18 protein-coding genes are annotated in these 19782 nt (G+C 72.2%); 17 read left to right on the top strand and 1 reads right to left on the bottom strand.

The features are described 5' to 3' along the window. Positions 1 to 169: 169 nt before the first annotated feature. The 16 genes from AB0M39_RS07855 to AB0M39_RS07930 all read left to right on the top strand — a co-directional run bounded on the left by AB0M39_RS07855 (position 170) and on the right by AB0M39_RS07930 (position 16790). The gene (locus tag AB0M39_RS07855; RefSeq protein WP_365361327.1) at positions 170 to 1063 is read left to right on the top strand and encodes a nucleoside-diphosphate kinase; all 894 of its coding nucleotides are present in this window, start codon (positions 170 to 172) and stop codon (positions 1061 to 1063) included. Further along, the gene (locus tag AB0M39_RS07860) at positions 1060 to 2691 is read left to right on the top strand and encodes an amino acid--tRNA ligase-related protein (RefSeq protein WP_365361329.1); all 1632 of its coding nucleotides are present in this window, start codon (positions 1060 to 1062) and stop codon (positions 2689 to 2691) included. Before AB0M39_RS07855 ends, AB0M39_RS07860 begins: the two co-directional genes overlap by 4 nt. Continuing rightward, positions 2652 to 4181, top strand: coding sequence for an AMP-binding protein (locus AB0M39_RS07865; protein ID WP_365361331.1), 1530 nt, complete (start codon positions 2652 to 2654; stop codon positions 4179 to 4181). The genes AB0M39_RS07860 and AB0M39_RS07865 overlap by 40 nt, the downstream gene beginning before the upstream one ends. Next, on the top strand, positions 4178 to 5017 hold the full coding sequence (locus AB0M39_RS07870) for a TIM barrel protein (RefSeq protein WP_365361333.1): 840 nt from the start codon (positions 4178 to 4180) through the stop codon (positions 5015 to 5017). Before AB0M39_RS07865 ends, AB0M39_RS07870 begins: the two co-directional genes overlap by 4 nt. Beyond that, positions 5014 to 6441 carry a pentapeptide repeat-containing protein gene (locus AB0M39_RS07875; protein WP_365361335.1) on the top strand — a complete coding sequence of 476 codons (1428 nt, stop codon included), beginning with the start codon at positions 5014 to 5016 and terminating at the stop codon, positions 6439 to 6441. The genes AB0M39_RS07870 and AB0M39_RS07875 overlap by 4 nt, the downstream gene beginning before the upstream one ends. After that, entirely contained in the window at positions 6438 to 7103 is a 666-nt protein-coding gene (locus tag AB0M39_RS07880; RefSeq protein ID WP_365361337.1) for a PIG-L deacetylase family protein, read from the top strand. Before AB0M39_RS07875 ends, AB0M39_RS07880 begins: the two co-directional genes overlap by 4 nt. Positions 7104 to 7134: 31 nt before the next feature. Beyond that, positions 7135 to 8535: a UDP binding domain-containing protein gene (locus AB0M39_RS07885; RefSeq protein WP_365361339.1), complete on the top strand. Its 1401-nt coding sequence runs from the start codon at positions 7135 to 7137 to the stop codon at positions 8533 to 8535. A gap of 14 nt (positions 8536 to 8549) precedes the next feature. After that, entirely contained in the window at positions 8550 to 9686 is a 1137-nt protein-coding gene (locus AB0M39_RS07890; protein ID WP_365361341.1) for an acyl-CoA dehydrogenase family protein, read from the top strand. Further along, the gene (locus AB0M39_RS07895) at positions 9683 to 10888 is read left to right on the top strand and encodes a pyridoxal phosphate-dependent aminotransferase (protein ID WP_365361343.1); all 1206 of its coding nucleotides are present in this window, start codon (positions 9683 to 9685) and stop codon (positions 10886 to 10888) included. The genes AB0M39_RS07890 and AB0M39_RS07895 overlap by 4 nt, the downstream gene beginning before the upstream one ends. 80 nt (positions 10889 to 10968) lie before the next feature. After that, the gene (locus AB0M39_RS07900; RefSeq protein ID WP_365361504.1) at positions 10969 to 11685 is read left to right on the top strand and encodes a YggS family pyridoxal phosphate-dependent enzyme; all 717 of its coding nucleotides are present in this window, start codon (positions 10969 to 10971) and stop codon (positions 11683 to 11685) included. After that, positions 11682 to 12449 (top strand): class I SAM-dependent methyltransferase, encoded by a 768-nt coding sequence (locus AB0M39_RS07905; protein WP_365361345.1) that lies wholly within the window; start codon positions 11682 to 11684, stop codon positions 12447 to 12449. Before AB0M39_RS07900 ends, AB0M39_RS07905 begins: the two co-directional genes overlap by 4 nt. Further along, the gene (locus AB0M39_RS07910; protein ID WP_365361347.1) at positions 12446 to 12904 is read left to right on the top strand and encodes a hypothetical protein; all 459 of its coding nucleotides are present in this window, start codon (positions 12446 to 12448) and stop codon (positions 12902 to 12904) included. The genes AB0M39_RS07905 and AB0M39_RS07910 overlap by 4 nt, the downstream gene beginning before the upstream one ends. 2 nt (positions 12905 to 12906) lie before the next feature. Next, complete coding sequence (locus AB0M39_RS07915; protein WP_365361349.1) at positions 12907 to 14220, top strand: DapH/DapD/GlmU-related protein; 1314 nt, start codon at positions 12907 to 12909, stop codon at positions 14218 to 14220. After that, entirely contained in the window at positions 14217 to 14978 is a 762-nt protein-coding gene (locus AB0M39_RS07920) for an amino acid racemase (protein WP_365361351.1), read from the top strand. Before AB0M39_RS07915 ends, AB0M39_RS07920 begins: the two co-directional genes overlap by 4 nt. Positions 14979 to 15101: 123 nt before the next feature. Beyond that, positions 15102 to 16130: a helix-turn-helix transcriptional regulator gene (locus tag AB0M39_RS07925; RefSeq protein WP_365361353.1), complete on the top strand. Its 1029-nt coding sequence runs from the start codon at positions 15102 to 15104 to the stop codon at positions 16128 to 16130. 186 nt (positions 16131 to 16316) lie between these two features. Beyond that, positions 16317 to 16790 (top strand): hypothetical protein, encoded by a 474-nt coding sequence (locus AB0M39_RS07930; protein WP_365361355.1) that lies wholly within the window; start codon positions 16317 to 16319, stop codon positions 16788 to 16790. Between the two features lie 55 nt (positions 16791 to 16845). On the opposite strand, the gene AB0M39_RS07935 is transcribed toward AB0M39_RS07930, so the two are convergent. Then, on the bottom strand, positions 16846 to 17061 hold the full coding sequence (locus tag AB0M39_RS07935; RefSeq protein WP_365361357.1) for a hypothetical protein: 216 nt from the start codon (positions 17059 to 17061) through the stop codon (positions 16846 to 16848). A 661-nt stretch (positions 17062 to 17722) separates the two neighbouring features. Between AB0M39_RS07935 and AB0M39_RS07940 the strand changes: the two genes are divergently transcribed. Beyond that, a complete protein-coding gene (locus AB0M39_RS07940; protein WP_365361359.1) occupies positions 17723 to 19486 on the top strand; it encodes a hypothetical protein in 1764 nt (587 codons plus the stop codon). The last annotated feature ends 296 nt before the right edge of the window (positions 19487 to 19782 follow it).

The following is a 19782-nucleotide window of genomic DNA, read 5'->3' on the forward strand; positions in this document are numbered from 1 at the left end:
CGTTCACGCTCACCCGTTCACGCGCACTCGTTCACGTCGAAGAGTGTCACGCGAATTCGGTTATATACGCGGGCGGTCCGGTCCCGGCATTGTCGAATTCGGTAGTCGTCGTTTTCCGGTCGGCCGAGTCCGACCTTCCGGCGCACTTGTAACCCATGGAGGAGAGCACGTGGCAGGTCAGCACTCCCTGTTCCTGATCAAGCCGGACGGGGTCGAGCGACAGCTCCAGCAGGCTGTCGTCGAAGCGGCGCAGGAAGCAGGTCTCGCGGTCGTATGCCGGCATCGACTGCGGCTGGACGAGGAAGAGGTCGTCCAGGCATGGGCCGACACCCGCCGTACGGAACACCCGCTGGAGCACCTGTCCCTGGACCTCTGGTACGGCGGGCGCCCGATGGAGATGCTGGTGGTACGGGGGCCGGAGGCGCTGACGCAGGCCGACCGGGTCAAGTCCCGGGTACGAGCCGCCTACCGGCTCGGCCCGTTCGCCAACGTCCTGCACACCCCGGACCACACAGGCGAGTTCGACCTCCAGCTCTCGGTCTTCGGCCGCGGCTGCTCGACCTGCTCCGCCCTGGTGGAAACCGACTTCGGCGACTACGCGACGGTGCCGCAGGCCTACCCGCCCGGCACCCTGCTCCCCGACGCCTGGCGCGACATCGATCTGCTGCGCAAGCAGGTCCAGCCGCTCTGGGACGACCCCTCGTCCTGCTTCTGGCGTCCGACCTATCCGGCGCCCTACCGCGGCGAGACGCCTGCCGGACCTCGGGACCACGCCCTCTACATCGCCGCCTCCCCGCACCAGCTCTCCTTCGACAACCTGGTCGGAGCACTGCTGACGGCACTGCCGGAGATCGGCTTCTCCCACGCGCTGGAACTGATCATCTCGGCGCTCCACCACCGGGACTTCACCCTCGCCGTGGGAACCGCCGAGGAGTGCGAGCGCTACCGCGGCGCCCTCATGGCACAGGGCCTCAACACCCCGATCCGTACGCTCGCCCAGGACTCGCTGCGCCGCGAGGCGCAGATGGAGTCCGCGGGCCTGACCGACTTCCCGGCGGCATGAGCGGCACGGCCCCGTCGGCGGCCGCCGCCGCGGACCGGGCCCGGCGGCGGCGCCCGGCCCAGCTCCAGGACCGGCTGGCGAAGCGCAGCGCCCTGCAGGCCGAGGGACCCGATCCGTACGCGGCGGCCCAGCCCGTCACGGCACGCGTCGCAGGCCTGCGACAGCGCTACGGCGGACTGCCGCCGCGTGTGCGCACCGGAGCCAGGGTGACCGTGGCCGGACGGATCATGAGCCGCCGCGACCACCGGGACGTCGACTTCGCCACCCTGCGCGACGGGGCCGAGGAGATCCAGATCCTGCTGGCGGGCGACCGCACCGCGGGCTCGCCGCGCGCCCGCTGGCGGGATCTGGTCGACCTGGGCGATCTGGTGGTCATCGAGGGCGAGCCGCTCACCACCGGCAGCGGCGCCCTGGCCGTCGAGGCGGCGGACTTCACGCTGGCCTCCAAGGCCCTGCGCCCCCTGCCGGGCCGGCCCGTCGCTCCGGGGGAGGCCGTACGCCCCTCCGCCGCGCGGCGCCACTACCAGCGCATGCTGCTCGACCCCGGTGAGACCGCTCGGCTGCGCCAGCGCGGCGCCGTGCTGAGGGCGCTGCGGGAGGGGTTGTACGCCGGCGGGTTCACCGAGGCCGACACCCCGCTGCTGCACCCGCTGCCCAGCGGAACCGCCCGCCCGTTCACCGCGCACATGAACGCCTGGGGCGTACCGCTGCATCTGCGCGCCACGGCCGAGATGTACCTCAAACGGCTCATGGTCGGCGGTATGGACCGGGTCTTCGAGATCGGCCGGGTCTTCCGCAACGAGGGTGCCGACGCACTGCACTTCCCCGAGTTCACCGTCTGCGAGGCCTATGCCGTGCACAGCGACTACGGGGACGCCGCCGTGCTCGCCGAGAGACTGGTCGCCGCCGTGGCCGCGGCGCTGGCCGAGCCGGGGGACACTGGCCGCCCGGCCTTCGCCCGCCACCGCCTGCACACGCTCCTCACCACAGCGCTCGGCACCCATGTGGACAGCTCCACCCCGCGCGCCGACCTGGCCGGGCTCGCCCGCCGCCACGGCATCGACGTCCCACCCGGATCCGGTGCGGGCGCCCTGGCCGTGCTGCTCTACCGCAAGCTGGTCGAACCGGGCCTGAGGGAGCCGACGTTCGTCTTCGACTTCCCGGCCGAGGGCGCGATACTCGCCCGCCCGCACCGCCGGGACCCCGCTCTGGTGGAGACCTGGAGCCTGGTGATCGGCGGCCTCGACGTCGGACAGGGGTGCAGCGAGCTGACGGACCCGGTGGAACAGCGGCGCCGCTTCACCGAACAGGCCGTCGCCCGCGGGGACCGCGGGCTCGCCGCGACCGAGCTCGACGAGGACTTCCTGGCGGCTCTGGAGCACGGACTGCCCCCTCTGGGCGGCCTGGTACTCGGGGTGGACCGTCTGATCGCCGCCCTCCGCGGCGGCGGACGACTCCGCGACCACCAGTGCCACCCCATCGTCCGCCCCCTCCCGCCGCCCCTCGTCGCGGCCCCGGGCGTCAGCGTCCCGCCCCCGATTCTGCCCCCGATTCCGGCCCTGATTCCGGCTCTGGAAGGAGCAGCGCAGTGGACACCGACCACCACCAGCGACTCGACACCCTGCTGACGGACGCCTGCGCCCGGTTCGCAGAGGAGACCGCGCTCACCGACGGCGTCCGATCGCTGACGTACGGCGAGCTGGCGGCGAACGCAGCCGCGCTGCGCACCGCCCTGGCGGCGGCCGGCCACCGGGCCGCTGAGCCCGTCCTGCTCTGCGTCGGCAACCGCTGCGCTGACTTCGCCGCCCAACTGGCCCTCTGGCAGGCCCGAGGCATCGTCGTACCAGTCCACCACGGCGCGCCGGAGTCGGTCGTGCGGGAGACCGCCCTGCGCACCGGCGCCCGTCTGCTGCTGCGCTCCGACGAGGAGAGGCCCGACGCCCGGATCGTACGCCTCGACCTGCCGGAACGCGCCGCACCGCGCGAACTCGACGCCGACCAGGCCCTGGTGGCGTTCACCTCCGGCTCGACCGGGCGGCCCAAGGGCGTCGTGCTCTCACACCGGGCCCTCACCGCCAAGCTGCGGGCCATCGCCCACGTACTGCCGTTCCGGGCCGGAGACCAGGCACTCCAGGTCCTCCAGCTCAATTTCACCTTCGGACAGTGGACGTCGCTGCTGACCCTGGCCACCGGGGGCACGCTCCACCTGCTGCCGCGGTTCCGGGCGGCAGACGTGCTGCGCCGCCTCGCCGACCGGCCCGTCGACCGGATCGCGGTGGTACCCAGCATGCTGCGACTGATCAACCGTGAACTGAGCACACCCGGCGACGGGCCGGCGCTGCGCTCCGCTCTGCGGGAGGCGGGCTCCCCGGCCCTGTGGATCACGGGCGGCGAACCGCTGCTCGCGGGGCTCGGGGCGCGACTGCGGGCGGCGCTGCCCGACTCGGGCATCGCGGACGTCTACGGACTCAGCGAGACGTCGACCTCCGACTTCATCGTCGCTCCCGACCAGTACGAGGCGGCAGCGGGCACCATCGGGCGCCCCAGCCCCGGTGTGGAGTTCCGCATCGCCTCCGGGGACGGCCCGCCGCGGCCGCCCGTCCCCGGCGCGGTGGGGGAGCTGTGCCTGCGGACCCCCTATCTGATGACCGGCTATCTGGACGACCCGTCGGCGACCGCGGACGCGACGGCGGACGGCTGGCTGCGCACCGGAGACCTCGCCACCGTCCGCTCCTCCGACGGCCTGGTCCAACTGGTGGGAAGGGAGAAGCAGTTGATCTCCCGGGGCGGTGCCAAGATCGCTCCGCTCGAGGTGGAGCACCCCTATGCCCGGCACCCGGCCTGCGGCGGCTGCGTGGCCGTCGGCGTCCCGGACCCGATGCTCGGCGAGCGCGTCCACCTGGTGTTCGTGCCCACCCCCGGCGCCCGCCCCACCGAGGACGAGCTGATCGCCTTCGGCCGCGAGCACCTGGAAGCGTACAAAGTGCCCGAGCGCGTGCACCTGGTGGCCGAGCTGCCGCTGGGGCGCACCGGCAAGACCGACCGGGACGCCGCGGCCGGCCTCGCCGCGGCGGCAGACTCCGGACGCCTCCCCGCAGCGACCGGAGCCGTCCGGTGACCCTGCTCGGCGTCTCCACCGCCGCCCTGGCCAACCGCGACGACTTCGAGGAACTGCTCGCCTACCGGCCCGACGTGATCGAGTTCTACGGATACCCCAGCGCCGCGCTGCCCCGCATCGCACGGTTCTGCGCGGCCCACGGCATCCGGCCGGCCCTGCACACCCCGGTCCCCTACGACCTGGACGTACCGCTGCGCCGCTTCGCCCCCACCGGCCCCGACCCGAAGGAGGCGGCGGCCGCGCTGCGGCTGACCGAGGCCACCGTGCGGTGCGCGGCCGACTTGGACGCGCTCCATGTCGTGGTCCACTTCCCCAGCCCCTACCCGCCCTACCCCGAGCCGGGGTTCGAGGAGGCGGGCCAGGAGTTCCTGGCCGCCACGGCCGCCCTCGCACGCCGCTACCGGGTACCCGTCCTCATCGAGAACCTCTCCGCGCATCCGCTGCTGCGCACGCCGGAGCAGTACCGCCGAGCCCTGGACGCCCACCCCGACCTCGGCCTCTGTCTCGACCTCGGCCACGCCCATCTGCTCGGCGCGGACGCCCGGGCGCCGCTCGGCTTCGCGTCCGCCTTCGGGACCCGTGTCCGCAGCATGCACGTGTACGACACCACGGCCGAGCGCTACCCCCGCTACGGACACGAGCCCGCCGCCGACCGGCAGAAGTCCGACGGCTTTCTGGGACTGGCCGAGCTCCTCCCCGACCTGCTGCGCCGCACCCGTCCGGCGGCGCTGGTCATGGAGCACGGACCGATCGCCCCCGGCGCGCAGACGGCGCCGGGCACCGCCGACTGGCTGAGAGAACTGATCCGCCGTCACGACGCAGGAGCAACCGCATGAGCAACCGCACCCATCTGAGCCTGGTGACCCGCCTCGCCGACAGCGAGGGCACACACCGCAGCGACCTGCTGAAGGAGCTGTCCGAGACCACCCAGCACCTGATCGACACCACGGGGCGCGGCCTGGACCTCACCGAAGCCGATCTCACCGGTCTCGACCTGAGCGGCGCCGATCTGCGCCGGGCCACCCTCAACCGGGCCGTCCTGCACAGCACCCAGCTCGTGGCGGCCGACCTCGCCGAAGTCACCATGGTCTGCCCCGGCATGGAACGCACCAACCTCCAGGGCGCCAGCCTGCGCTCCGCCTATGTGCACGCGCTCGCCGCGCAGACCTGCACCTTCGACGGCGCGGACCTCACCGGACTGCGGGACGCCACCGGCACCCTGTTCCACGGGTGCAGCATGCGCGGCGCCCACCTGGACGGAGCCCACCTGGCCGGCTCCTTCTTCTACCAGTGCGACCTGTCCGACGCGTCCGCCCGCGCCGCCAACCTCCAGGGCGGGCTGATCAACGAGTGCCTGCTGGACAACGCCCTGCTCGACGGCGCGCTGGTCGACCAGCTCACCGTCACCAAGTCCGCCCTGTGCGGGACATCGCTGCGGAACGCCGGCGGACAGGGACTGGTCCTGCAGCGCCTCACCGCCGCCGACGGCCTGATCCTCACCGACGCCGCCCTGCCCGGACTGCGCCTGTCGGAGGTACGAGCCGACCAGGTGCACGCCGCGGGGCTGGCCGCGCGCGACGCCGACCTCACCGACACCGTGCTGACCGGCGCCGACCTGACCCGCGCCGACCTCACCGGCGCGCGCCTCAGCCGCTGCCACCTGCCGGGCGCGCTGCTGGACGAGGCACACCTCACCGGTGGGTCCATCAGCTCCAGCAGCCTGCGCGGCGCCGTGCTGCGCGGCGGCCACGGCGAGAACCTGCACCTGGTGGAGAGCGATCTGTCCGACGCGGACCTCGGCGGATTCACCGGACGCTGTCTGACGGCCCGCGACGTCAGCCTGACCCGCGCGAACCTGCGCCACGCGAACCTCTACCGCGCCATGATCACCGGTGACCCGCCCCGCGCCATGAGCCTGCGCGACGCCGTCCTCGAAGGGGCCACCCTGGTGCAGGCGTACATCGCCGCGGATCTGCGGGGGGCCGATCTCAGGGGCGCCAACTGCGCCTACAGCCGGTTCAGCCAGTCGGACCTCAGCGGCGCCCGGCTGGACGGGGCGAACATGTACCAGTCCACCTGGATCAAGGTCCCGGTCAGGGACGCCGTGCTCACCGGGGTGCGCGCCCCGGTCTTCGCCAACCGGTGCCCGGGGCTGGCCGACGCCCTGCAACGGGCGGGCGGATCCGCCGCGGCGGAGTTCACCGCGTTCCTGGAGGGCTTCGACGCCGCGCTGGCCACCGGACGCAAGGGCTCCACGTGACCCGTGTGCTGATCGTCGCGGCTCACCCGGACGACGCCGAACTCGCCCTCGGCGGCGCCATCGCCCAGCTCGCCGACCGCGGCGCCGAAGTGACCGTCGCCCTGTTCACCGTCTCTGAGACGGCCGCCGCACACGACCCGGACCGGCGGGCCCGGCGGATCGCGGCCGCCGAGGCCGCCTCCCGCGTCCTCGGCCACCGGCTCCACTGGCTCGGAGACGGACAGTACGACCAGGTCGAGGACATCCCCGAGTACCGGGCGGTCGGGCTGCTGGACGACCTGGTGGCACAGATCGGTCCCGACACCGTCATCAGCCACTGGGACGGCGACTCGCACGGCGACCACGTCCGCGTCGCACGCGCGGTCGTCGCCTCGTCACGCCGCTGGCCGCACGCCGCGCTGCTGCAGTTCGGACCGAACGAGCACCGGACCGTGCGCCACGCGGAGTTCGCCCCCGGCCTCTACATCCCCACCGTCGACCACCTCCCCCGCAAGCTCCGGGCGCTGGCCTGCTACGCCTACCCCGGGCAGGGCTATCGCGCACTGGATCCCGACGCGGTCGAACTCCTCGACCGGGCCCGGGGAGCCGCCGTGGGGCTGGCCGCAGCGGAAGGGCTGCGCCTGGTCCGCCACCGCCTCACCCTCGGCCGTCCGCTCCTGTGAGCATCCGGCCCTTCACCCAAGGAGTCCCCCTGTGACATCGCTGACCACCGAGGAGCCGCTGGCCCGGCCCCGCCCCGACGCCCTGCCCGCCACCCCCGTCGACGTACCCGAACCGACGCACCGCGACGACCTGCTGGCCCTGCGCAGCTCGGCCTGCGTCTGGGGGCTGGGCCACATCGGATGGTCCACCGCCGAGGCGCTCCGCGCCGAGGGCGTGTCCGTCGTGGGGTACGACGTCGACCCCGCACGCGCCAGGGAGCGTCACGGCGCCGCGCCGGCGTCGAACGGCCCCGCGATCCAGGTGACGTCCGAGCAGGCCCGTGCCCTGGGCGACGACATCGGCGTGCACTTCATAGCCGTCCCGACCGAACGCGAGGCGGAGCCGTACACCGAGATCCTGGTGGAGGTCTTCGCAGCCATCGCCGGAGCGGCCGCGGCCCGGCAGTCCGGCAGACCGCCGCTGGTGGTCGTCGAGTCGACGCTGACACCCGGCACGGTCGAGAACCTGCTGCTGCCCGTGATCGCCGCCGCCGGACTGGTACCCGACGCCGATCTGCTGCTCGCCCTCGCGCCGCGCCGCGACTGGTTCCTCGCCGAGGGATACGGGCTGCGGGACCTCGACCGGGTCTACGGCGGAATCGGCGCGCGCTCCGCGGACGCCGCCCGCGACGTGCTGGGACTGATGTGCGACACCCTGCACCGGGCGCCCAGCCACGTCGAGGGCGAACTCGTCAAATGCGTCGAGAACGCCTACCGGCATGTGGAGATCACCCTCGCCAACCAGCTCAGCCTCGCCTACCCGGACGTCGACATGGTGGAGGTGCTCCGCCTCGCCGGCACCAAGTGGAACATCGGCACCTTCCACCCCAGCTTCGGAACCGGCGGCTACTGCATCCCGCTGTCGAGCCGGTACCTGCTGAAGGGCGCCGCCGACGCCGGGCAGCTGACCCTGCTCACCGAGGCCGTCGAGACCGACACGCAGATGCGCGGCCTGGTCGCCCAGGCGGTCGCGGCCCGGGGACGCGTCCTGGTGCTCGGGCTCGCATACAAGGGCGGGATCAAGGTGGCCACCCTCAGCCCCACCGTCGAGATCACCGAGGAGCTGCGCAGGCTGGGCGCCCCCGTCACCGTGCACGACCCCCTGTACAGCCCGCAGGAGATCGACCGTCTGCTCGGCCCGGGCACGGCTGCCACCGACCTGGCGCAGGCCTTCGGGGAGGCCACCACCGTCCTGGTCGTGCCCGACCACCCGGAGTTCCGCTCGGAGCCCTACCTCGGTCTGCTGGCCGAGCCGCGCGAGCGCCCCCTGCTCGTGCTCGACAACCACGGAGTCTGGGCGGACCGGGAATGGGCGGATCACATCGTGTACCGCAGGGCGGGCGGTGCCTCCTGGCTGACCGTCCCCACGAACGAGGCGGCAGACCCCCGATGAACGCCCTCTCCTCCGTGACATCCGCAGGGCCGGGCGCCGCACGGCCCGCGGCCCGCCGGCTCCTCGCCGCCCCGTCCGCCGATCCGGTCGCCGTCCGCACCCGCGCCGTGGCCGACACCCTGCTGGCACCGGCCGCCGCCGCCACCGCCGTGACCCAGGTGCCGCGCTCGCACCTGGACGCCCTGGGCGCGGCAGGCGCCCTGGGCACCGCGGTGTACCGGCCCACCGGCCTGCCGACTGCCGCGCAGGTGCAGCGCGAGGTCTCCGAGACGATCGCCGCGGCCGACGGCGCCACCTGGTGTGTGTACGCGCAGCACCACCACCCCTTGCGGGAGGTGGCGGCCTGCGCCGACCCCGGGACGCGGGACCGCTGGCTCGGCCCCATGGCGCAGGGGCGGGTGCTGGCGGCGGTCGCCACCTCGCACCTGCGGCGGCCCGGACCACCCGCCGTCACCGCGGTCCGCGACAGGGGCGGTTGGCGTCTGCACGGCCGGCTGGCCTGGCTGACCGGGTGGGGCCTGGCCGACGTCGTCCTCGTGGGCGCGGTCACCGCCGACGACCGGGTCTTGTTCGCCCTGCTGGACTGCGCCGAGTCGGCCGGGCTCACCGAGGTGCGCGAACACCGGCTGTGGAGCATGGCGGCGACCCGGACCGTGTCGGCCGCCCTGCACGGCGTCCTCGTGCCGCCGGACCGTCTGATCGCCCTGCACCCGCTGCCCGAATGGCAGCGCTCCGACGCGATGCGCCGCCCCAACGTCAACCCGGGCGTCTTCGGGACGATCGCCGCCGCCACGCGGTGCCTGACCGACGCCGAACGCAGCCCCGAATACCGCGAACTGGGCATGCGGCTGACCGAGGAGGCCGCGGCCCTGCGCACCACCGCCTACCGGCTGATGGACGAGGTGCCCCCGCACGAGGAGTCGGCGCAGCGCCTGACCGTCCGGGCCGCGACGCTGGAGGTGGCCTGCCGGGCGGCCACCGCGTGCGTCGCGGCCGTCGGCGGCGCGGCAGCGGCGTCCGGCTCCCTCCCGGCCCGGTTGACGGCCGACGCGGCCTTCCACCTCGTCCAGGCGCAGACGCCGGAAAGCCGCGCGGCAACGGGAGCCAGGATGCTCGCCGTCACCGCCGCCGCTGCGGGAGAGCGCCCGTGACGGCCGGCGGCCGGGCCCGGGTCCGGCTCGCCGACACCGGCCCCACCGTCTTCACGGAGATGTCGGAACTCGCCGTACGGCACGGCGCGATCAACCTCGGACAGGGATTCCCGGACACACCGGGACCGGCGTCCGTGGTCGAGTCCGCCGTCGCGGCCCTGCGGGCCGGACACCACCAGTACCCGCCGGTGCCCGGGCTCTTCGAGCTGCGCGCCGCGATCGCCGCGCATCAGCGCACCTGGTACGGAATCGACCTCGACCCCGAGACCGAGGTCGTGGTCACCACCGGCGCTTCGGAGGCGCTCGCCGCGGCGCTGCTGGCACTGACCGGACCAGGAGACGAGGTCGTCGTCCTCGAGCCGTACTACGACGCGTACGCCGCCTGCGTCGAGCTGGCCGGAGCCACCCTCGTACCCGTCCGGCTCACCCCGCCCGCGTTCGGCCTCGACGCGGCCGCGCTGCGCGCCGCCGTGACACCCCGCACGAAGGCTCTGCTCCTCAACACCCCCCACAATCCGACCGGGACCGTGCTGACCCCCGACTGCCTGCGGCAGATCGCCGAGACGGCCCGCGCCCACGATCTGCTGGTCATCGCCGACGAGGTCTACGAGCACCTGGTCTACGAAGGGCCGCCGCACCAGCCCATCGCCACGCTGCCGGGGATGGCGCAGCGGACCCTGACCGTCGGTTCCGCGGGCAAGACCTTCTCCTTCACCGGTTGGAAGGTCGGCTGGGCCACGGGACCGCAGGACCTGGTCGAGGCGGTCACCGCGGTCAAGCAGTACCTCTCGTTCAGCTCCGGAACCCCCTTCCAGCATGCCGTGGCCGACGCCCTGAGGCTGCCGGCCGCCCATGTCACCGCCCAGCGCGACTCGCTCCGGCGCCGCCGTGATCTGCTCGTCGCGGGACTGACCGAGGCGGGGATGGCCGTCCACGTCCCCCGGGGCACGTACTTCGTGACGGCCGACATCCGCCCCCTCGGCGAAACCGACGGCCTGGCGTTCTGCCGCTCCCTGCCGGCCCGTTGCGGTGTGGCGGCCATCCCCAACCAGGGCTTCTACGCCGACCCGGACGCGGGCCGCCCCTATGTCCGCTTCACCTTCTGCAAAGGGCAGGCCGTGCTCGACGAGGCGGTCGCCCGGCTCGCCGCCCTGCGGGACGGCCGCCCGGCATCCACCCTCCGTACGGGAGAGATCTCGTGACCACAACGACCGACCACTCCACCGGGCCCCGGCACACCGACCACTCCACCGGGCCCCGGCACACCGACCGGCGAGCCGAACTGGCCGCCAATCTGCGGGCCGTCACATCCCGCATCGAGGACGCCGCGGCCGGCTGTGCCCGTGATCCGCGAACCATCACCCTGGTGGCCGTCACCAAGACCTGGCCCGCCTCCGACGTGCGCCTGCTGAGCGGCCTCGGCGTCCGCCACATAGGAGAGAACCAGGACCGTGAAGCGTCCGCCAAGGCCGCGGCACTGGCCGACCTCCCCGAGCCGCCGCACTGGCACTTCGTCGGCACGCTCCAACGCAACAAGGCAGCGTCGGTGGCCCGTTACGCCGATCTCGTGCACTCCGTGGACCGCGCCGCGCTGGTGACCGCGCTCTCCCGCGCGGCGGTGGCCGCCGAACGGACCGTCTCCTGCCTGATCCAGGTCAGCCTCGACGCGGACCCGCGCCGCGGCGGCGTACCGGCCGACGGCCTCCTGTCCCTCGCCGGCGCCGTGGCCGAGGCGCCCGGACTGCACCTGGGCGGCGTCATGGCCGTGGCGCCGCTGGATCTGCCGGCCGAGCGGGCCTTCGCCCGGCTGGCCGGCCTCTCCGCGCGGCTGAGAGCGGACCATCCGCAGGCCACCGCCATGTCGGCCGGTATGAGCGGCGATCTGGAGGCAGCCGTCGCGGCCGGCGCCACCCATCTGCGCGTGGGCTCCGCGCTCCTGGCCGGACGGCCCCTCCCCGGCCACGCGCACGTGCCCGTACCTCAGGGCAGGGCCGTATGAACGACCGCGTCCCTCCCGCGGCCCATGCCCCTGTCAGCCCGCCGCTCGCGGCGGGCAGCGGCACCCGGAGCCTGGACCTGCGCTATCTGGACCGCGCCCCGGCCGACCACCACCGGCCGTACTTCCCCTTCGTCGAGCACCATATGCGCGACCTCCTGGAGCGGCCGGGCTCCTCCGTCCTGGACGTCGGATGCGCCAACGGCGCGTTCCTCCACTACCTCGCCGCCCGCCACCCGCACACCGCACTCACCGGCCTGGACGCCCTGCCGGTACTCGTGGCCCACGCGGCGCGACACGTGAGGGAGGCCTCGTTCGCCGTGGCCGACATCGGCCGGGCGGAGACCCTGCCCACACGACGGCACAGCGCTGTCACCCTGCTCACGCTCCACAGCCACTTCGACACGCTCCACCCCTGGCTCGACCATGTCCTCGGCCTGGTCGAGCCAGGCGGGCGCGCGCTGCTGTTCGGCGCGTTCAACCCCCACCCCGTCGATGTGCTGGTGCGCCTGCGGCAGGCCGACGCCCCCGCCGGCGACGGCGAGTGGATACCCGGCTGGAACGTCCACTCCCGGGCCGCGGTCTCGGCGTACCTCACCCGACGCGGCCTGCACCACCGGTTCCACGACTACCAGCCGCCGCCGGGCGCCGCGGACACACCGTCCGACCCGCTCAGCACCCGGCGCGCCACCTTGGACGGCGCACCCGTGCTGACCAACGGCAGTGGTGTGCTGCTGCCCTTCGCGCTTCTGGAGGTGACCGTATGAGCCGCCGCCCCGCGCCGCAGTTGGCAGAGCCGTTCCGCGTTCTGCTGCGCAGTCCGGTGACCGGAGGGCCGCTGCACTGGGCGGAGCCGTACGTCCTCACCGACGGCGAGGAGCTGTGGCCCTGCCTGGAGGGCATCCCCTATCTGCGCCTGCGGCGGCGCGCCTTCGCCTGCCGCACCGCCGGGCCACCGGCACGTCCCGGGCGCCTCAGCAGACCGGTGGCCGGCCGGCCGCTGACGGTCAATCCGCTCCTCGCCGGCAGCGGGCGGCCGCGCTGGCCCGACGACACGTTCGCCCGCGATTTCACCGCCGGCCTGCCCTATCTGCGCGACCTCGTACGGCCCCCCGAGACGACGGTGGCCGCCGCGCGGGCAGGACTCGCCGGTTCCCACTCGGACGTCGACCGCCTCGCCGCCCGACGCGTATTCCTGGACCTCCCAGAGAGCTGGATATGACCATGAGCCCCACCACATCGCCCGCGCTGCCCCACCCTGATCCGTCCGACGTCCCAGGCACTGGCGCTTCCGGCCCGGGCACTCCCGGCCCGGACACCCCCGCCACTGGCACTCCCCGCTCGGACACCCCCGGCCTCGGTGCCCGCCTGCCTCGCGTCGCCCTGGAGAGCCTTCCGGACTCGTGCCAGGCAGGTCCGGGCGTACGCATCCACGCCAGACGGCTGACCGTCGGCGAAGACGTCCGGATCGGCGCCGGGACCACCATCGTCGGCGACGACGTGGTGCTGGGCGACGGAACGGCCATCGGCCCCGGCTGCGACCTGCGCGCCGGAACGCTGCACCTGGGCAGCGGCACAGAGGTCGGCCCCCGCGTCCGGGTGCTGGTCGCCGAGCGGTTCGTCGTCGGCGCCGCCGCCCGCCTCGCGACCGGCGCGGAAGTGCTGTGCCGTGACTTCACGGCCGGGCGGCTGTTCTACTTCGGCGACGGCGCGCGCGTCGGCTACGGCGGAACGACGACCTCCACCGCGCGGGTCCGCGTCGGCGACCGGGTGACCATCGGCCAGCACACCATCCTCAACGCCAACCACGAGATCACCGTGGGCGACGGCGTCGGCACCGGCTCGTACCTGGCCGTCTGGACCCACGGCTACCACTTCGGGCACGGCCCTCTCAACGGGACCCAACCCGCTTACGCCCCCGTCCACATCGGACGCGACGTGTGGCTCGGCTACCACGTGACCGTGCTGCCCGGCGCCCACGTCGGCGACGACACCGTGGTGGCCGCGGGCTCCGTCGTCACGGCCCCGATACCCGCCGGCGTGCTGGCCGGCGGCGTCCCCGCCCGGGCCAAGAAGCCCCTCGATCTGAGGCCGGTCCCCGACGACCTGGCCCATGACGCGGTCCGTGACGCGCTGCGCGCCTGGCAGACCGAGCTCGACTGGAAGGGCTGCCTGGTGGAGTGGCACGAGGGGCAGGACGCGCCGGGCTGCCTGGCGCGGCTCACCGTCAGTCTGCCGGACGGCTCACACCGCACCCACGTCGTACTCCTCGCCCCGGGCGCCCCCCGGCCCACCGCCCCGCCGGCGGGCGAGGCGCTCGCGATCGTCACGCTCGCCGACGACCCCGCCACGCCCCGGCCCGACGGGCCGGTCGCCCTGTTCGAGCTGCGCTCGGGGCGGCTCTCCGGTCACACCTCGCCCGTCGTCGAGGACCTGCGCGACCAGTTGCGGCGGCACGCCATGCCGTGCGGGGACGACCGTTGCTTCTCCTCGATCGAACCCGAGGCGTTCGCCAGGCTCAAGGAGGCGGCAGCGTGACCCGTCCCGACGTCCCGCATGTTCCCGCGGTCATCGGCCTGTTGGGCGGCATGAGCTGGCCGTCCACGATCGCCTACTACCGGGCCGTCAACGAAGGCGTCGGCCGTTCGCTCGGCGGATCGCACTCCGCCCGCGTGATGATCTGGTCGGAGGACTACGCGGAGGTCGAACGGCGGCAGCTGGACGAGGACTGGCAAGGGGCGGGCGATGTGCTCGCCCTCGGGGCCCGGCGGTTGGAGGCGGCAGGCGCGGATCTGCTCGCCATCGCCTGCAACACCATGCACCGCGTCGCCGGGGCCGTACGCGCCGCCAGCAGTCTGCCGCTGATCGACATCGTGGAGGTGACGGCGGAGGCCACGCGCCGACGCGGCATCGCCCGCGCCGCGATCCTGGGCACCCGATTCACCGCCCAAGGCGGCCGGTTCACCGGCGAGCTGGCCGCCCGAGGCGTCGAACCAGTCCTTCCGGAACCCGGCGACCAGGCGCTGATCGACCGCATCGTCTACGAGGAGCTCTGCCTGGGAACCGTCAGCCAGTCGGCGGCAGCGGCGTTCAGAGACCTGCGGGACCGGCTGCATGCCGACGGCGCCGACGGCGTCGTCCTCGCCTGCACCGAACTCGGTCTGCTGCTGTCCCCGGCCGAGCACACCGCGCAGACGGTCGTCGACACCGTTCAGGCGCACGTCGAGGCGTTGGTGACCGCTTCCCTCGCGGGGCGAGCAGAGAGGCCGGGACCGGGGACTCCCACCGGCCGCTGAACGCCCCGGCCAGGCATGACCTGGCCGAACGCGGCCGACGTTGGTGGACCAGAGACGTCCGCCGCCTATCCTGATATATGCGACTGGGGGCAGTGAGCTGGGGAAAGCGAAGAGGGGGGAAACGTGGCAGAGTCGGGACACGAGGAGGCTTTCGATGCCGTACGCGGCCTGAGAGAAGCCGACATGGCGGTCTACGGCTGGGTGCTCGAACACCGCACGGCCTGCGCCGAGGCCATCGCCTCAGCCGTCGGGATCAGCGAGGAGGACGCCGAGCTCAGCGTGGAACGCCTGGTGCGGGCCCATCTGGTGCATGCGAGCCCCGAGGACCGCTCCGAGTTGTTCGCGATGGCGCCCGAGACCGCGGCGGCCCGCCTCGCCGCCCCAGTGGAGACCTTGATACGGGAGCAGCAGCAGAGCCTCGCCGGGATACGGAAGGAACTCGACCGGTTCATTCCGTACTACCACCGACGAAGATCGACCGCGCAGACCCTGGAGGTTCTCGAGAACGTCCATGATGTGCGCACCGCGCTCAACCGGGCCTCGGACGGCTGTCACAAGGAAGTGCTCAGCTCCCAGCCCGGCGGAGGCGCCCGCGTGCCCGAAGCGATGCAGGAGGCCCTGACCCGGGATCAGGCGATGCTGGAACGCGGCATCGAGCTCCGTACCCTCTACCATCACACGGCCCGGTTCAACGGTCCCAGCCAGGCGTACGTGGCTGCCGCCGCCGCCCTGGGCGGGCAGTACCGCACCGCGCACGAGCTGTTCGGCCGGCTCATCGTCTTCGACCGGGAGCTGGCCTTCATCCCGGTCCAGGACGGCAGCTGGGGGGCTGTCGCCATCCGCGAACCGTCCACCGTCGGCTATCTGTGCGAGCTCTTCGAGCAGACCTGGGACCGGGCCACTCCCTTCGCCAACGCCTGCACCGAGGGGCTGGAGAAGGTCTCCCGGGAGATCCACGAGACGATCGTCCGGCTGCTGGCGGCCGGTCTGAAGGACGAGGCGATCGCCCGTCGGCTGGGCATGTCCCTGCGCACGGCCCGCCGCCACATCGCGGACATCATGGAGCAGTTGGGCGCCACGAGCCGCTTCCAGGCAGGCGTCCAGGCGCATGCCCGGGGGCTGCTCGCCGAGGAGCCCACTGCCGTCTCCTGAGGGCCGGCTGCCCGAGGCAAGGGCCCGTCCCGAGAGCGCGGAGGCATGTTCTCGGGACTGGCCCGAGGGCGGGGGAGGGCGGGACACTTGCCCTGACGGGAACCACGCCGGTCGGCGCCGGGACCTCTCCCGCATCCCGCTCGCGGGGTAGCCCGGCGATCGAGACGGCCACGGAATGGGGGGCGCATGGACACCCGGTACGAGGAGCCCACGACGGACGACCGCGCCGCCTCGCTCCACCTCCAGGAACTGGCCCTGTTCCTCTCCGTCCACCTGGACCGGACACCAGGCATCCTGTGGCCCGAGCACGATCACCCGGCCTTCGGCGCGCGGCCCGGACCCGCCGGTCTCGCCGGCCTGGCCGACGGCCTCGGCCGTCTGACGGGCCTGGCCGTACGGACCCGGCCGGGCCTGCGGTCGGACAGCGTTCCGGGGTCCGGGTCGGGACATCGCCTGATCCACCACACGGCGGGCGCGGTGAACTGGCAGCTGCGTGACGGGTCCGCGTCCGACGCCGCCGAGCCCTTGCGGTGGCGCATCAGGCCGGGCGAGGTTCTCTACGTTCCGTCCCACTGGACCTGGCACGCCGAACTCGCCCTGGGCACACGGTTCGTCGTCACCCACCTCGTCCCGTCGGCGGATCCGCCCGGCACGCCATGAGGCGCCTCACCCGAGAGGGAGGCGCCTCACGCAAGAGCCCCGCGACGCATGCAGATCAGCCACCCCACGAGGTGTCGCACGGACCGAGCCCCCGGTCGGGCGTGTCACCGGTCACGACGACCGGTTCGGACGGGACGGCGACGGCGTCGTCGCCCCCGCCCGGTCTGCACTGGGTCGTGATCGGCGATCCGGCGACCACCGTCGTCGCGGCCGGCTGGAGGAACAGCGCGAACACCGTGACACAGACGGCCGGAAGAAAACGCTTGAGCATGGAGAACCCCTCGTGACGGCGGCAGCTGCCTCCCCTGGCGAGCCGCACACCTGTTTCGTCGTTGGAGAGACCAACCCTGCTTGAGCCCCGACCCGGTCACAACGGGACAGACCCCTCACCAAGGTGCCTGGCCAGATGGTGACAGGGGCGTGGGCTCGGCCCCCACGCCAACGCGCCCAGCGTGCAGCCGCGTTGGCAGGTGTGCATGACGCGCGCCTACGTGGAGCGGCGTAGGGAGAATAATTCGCCGGCCGAGGTCACCCGCTGCCACAGCAATCGTGCCGTCCGCACGGTCCTCTGGCCGTACCCCGTCCAGGATTGGCTCCCAGCTCTCACGAAAACGATTCTGCGCAACGGGCGGAAATTCCCAGCAGTCACAGCGGACACGCTGTACCGCAGCGTGGGATCAGGACGATCGACTACGACCGAAGTGCTAGACGAGATGTGATTCTCCGGAGGCTCTTGACGGGGATGAAGTGGGTCAGCATGCTCGGGCCTACCTATTTCCCAGCGGCGGTGCGAATGGCATCTCCCTTGAGTGTGCGGGGAGATCGCACACGAAGAGATCGACCGTGCCATTCGGGTAGTCCACGGTGTGAGAAGACCCGGAGTCTCTCGCCGCGATTCCGTCGCGTTGACGTGCCACCGAGAAGGAGAACGCATGTCCGACGATGTATTCGCCGATGCCGCCGCACCGACCGTCTTCTCCGACGACGGCATTCTCGCCTTCTTCAAGTCCACACTGCCGCAGACGTGGTTCTACGCCACCCGGGCAGGCCGCATAGCCATGGACGGCGACAAGTACCGGCTCGTACTGGTCCGCAACAGGAAGAGGGGCGCGGGCGGTCTGGAGACGAAGGGCGGAATGCTCGCCACCCAGATCAACCTCGCGCCGGTCATCGGAACCGTGGACGACGAGAGGGCCTGGACCGAGGCCATCAAACGCAACAGCCCCTTCGTCCCACCTGGTGTCGAGCGCCTCACCTTGAGGCCTCTCGGCCTGCGCAACGGGAGGATGACGATCGCAGGTCTCGAAGGGCTGGTCGAGAACCCAGGCGCCTATCGCGACGTCCCGATCGGCGTGCAGACGAGCCTGCCGATCACACTTCCGCTGACGGCGGACGGCGCTGACACGGCATGGGGAATTCTGGGCACACCGGCAGGCTTCCCCGTCACCGTGCGATTCGACTACGACTGCGACTTCCTCTATCCCAAAGCCCACTACAAGATCACCGCCGAGACCCAGAAGGTGTACGACTACTTCAGCGTCAACGCCAAGGCCCGAGCCAGCTACTTCGGGCTGGTGGGAGCGCAAGCGGATCTGGATCTGGTCCGGAGCGAACTGATCGGCAGCGGAGCCGTGACCATTGAATGGCTGGCGCGCCCTGAGGGTTTCGACGACAGTCGGATCGCGCAATTGCAGAAGACCATCCTCGACGCCTTCGCGAAGTCAGCCTTGGACCTGATGGTCGCGGACGTCGTGCCGGACCACGAAGCTCCCGCTCCGGAGGGCTTTTTCGGCGGAGTCTCCGTCAGGCTGAAGGACTTCCACGAGGTGGAAAAGCTGAACCTGTCGGGTGAGTTCAAACAGAATGACATGCGCACCCAGACCTTCAGTTTCTCCTTCTCCTTCGCTCAGCTCAGGAATCTGGACCGGAGCCAGTACGGAGTGGACATCACGGGGGACAACGTCATACCGGTCACCCTCAATCTCGGAAAGGACCCGATTCACGTCCAGAAGTATCTGATGCAGTACGGGTACCGAAAACTCGACGGCTCCTTCCACGGCACCTCCGCGGAGGGGACAGGAGCGAACGGCCTGCTGCTGCAGGGTGTTGTGCAGTGGGACCCGCGCGAGCCTCAGCCGCCCAAGACCGAGATCCAGTTCGGCGTGGACTACGAACGACTCGACTGGGAGGACTTCTCGACGCTGACGGAGAGGGCGAACGGTCCCTCGGGGGTGATGCACGTCTTCACCCCGGGCACATACATCAGGAAGATCGCGGTGCTGTCCGACCTGTTGAAGGCGGAGCCGGGCGAGCTGGCCTCATTCGAGTGGCGGACGGTCTTCGCGCCGAACCCTCCGGGAACCAGGCCGAACCCGCCGAAGGACTACAGCGGGGGAGTGCTGTACGACGGCGCCGGCATCCAGGCGCCGCCCGACAAGTTCGCCATCGAGTTCCCGTACAACAACGAGGTCGCCGACGGGGCGAAGTTCGAGTGGGAAGTCGTCCTGATCAAGAACGATGGGACGGTGCTGCACCACAAGGAGACCAAGCCGCTCAAGGACGTCTCGACCGTCCTGGCCAGCCGGTCCCGCCTGAAGCCCATGCTCCAGGCGCCGCCCACCGCTGTGGTGCGAGCGCGAGAAGCCTTCGCACTCCGCCGGACTCCCACGGGACCGGCGCCTGAGAACGAGGCCTGACGGAGCCGGACAGAACGCTCAGCGGTCGCTCCCGCCCTCCGTACAAGCGGAGAATTCCAGTCAGGGAGCGACCGCTGAGCTGCGCTGACGCCGGTCAGCGGTCCTCTTGCCGAAAGGCCTGCAGTGCGGGCCCGGTCGGGTCTCGCCCCGATGCGAAAGCCTCAGAAGCGGGATACCGTAAAAACCCTGGGATTGTTGCCGATCAGAGGTCACACGCGAGCGCGGCGACGTCCGTCCGGTCTTGCAGGCATCAACTAAACCGCCCCGCCATTCCTTGAGCGAGTGAACTGCTGCGC

The organism is Streptomyces sp. NPDC051907, assembly GCF_040681075.1.
Lineage (GTDB): Bacteria > Actinomycetota > Actinomycetes > Streptomycetales > Streptomycetaceae > Streptomyces.

Excerpts from the sequence above, each read along its gene's own strand:
- AB0M39_RS07910 (WP_365361347.1), top strand. The coding sequence starts at position 12,446 with ATGAGCCGCCGCCCCGCGCCGCAGTTGGCAGAGCCGTTCCGCGTTCTG.
- AB0M39_RS07935 (WP_365361357.1), bottom strand. The coding sequence starts at position 17,061 with ATGCTCAAGCGTTTTCTTCCGGCCGTCTGTGTCACGGTGTTCGCGCTG.
- AB0M39_RS07930 (WP_365361355.1), top strand. The coding sequence starts at position 16,317 with ATGGACACCCGGTACGAGGAGCCCACGACGGACGACCGCGCCGCCTCG.
- AB0M39_RS07875 (WP_365361335.1), top strand. The coding sequence starts at position 5,014 with ATGAGCAACCGCACCCATCTGAGCCTGGTGACCCGCCTCGCCGACAGC.
- AB0M39_RS07915 (WP_365361349.1), top strand. The coding sequence starts at position 12,907 with ATGAGCCCCACCACATCGCCCGCGCTGCCCCACCCTGATCCGTCCGAC.
- AB0M39_RS07940 (WP_365361359.1), top strand. The coding sequence starts at position 17,723 with ATGTCCGACGATGTATTCGCCGATGCCGCCGCACCGACCGTCTTCTCC.
- AB0M39_RS07860 (WP_365361329.1), top strand. The coding sequence starts at position 1,060 with ATGAGCGGCACGGCCCCGTCGGCGGCCGCCGCCGCGGACCGGGCCCGG.
- AB0M39_RS07905 (WP_365361345.1), top strand. The coding sequence starts at position 11,682 with ATGAACGACCGCGTCCCTCCCGCGGCCCATGCCCCTGTCAGCCCGCCG.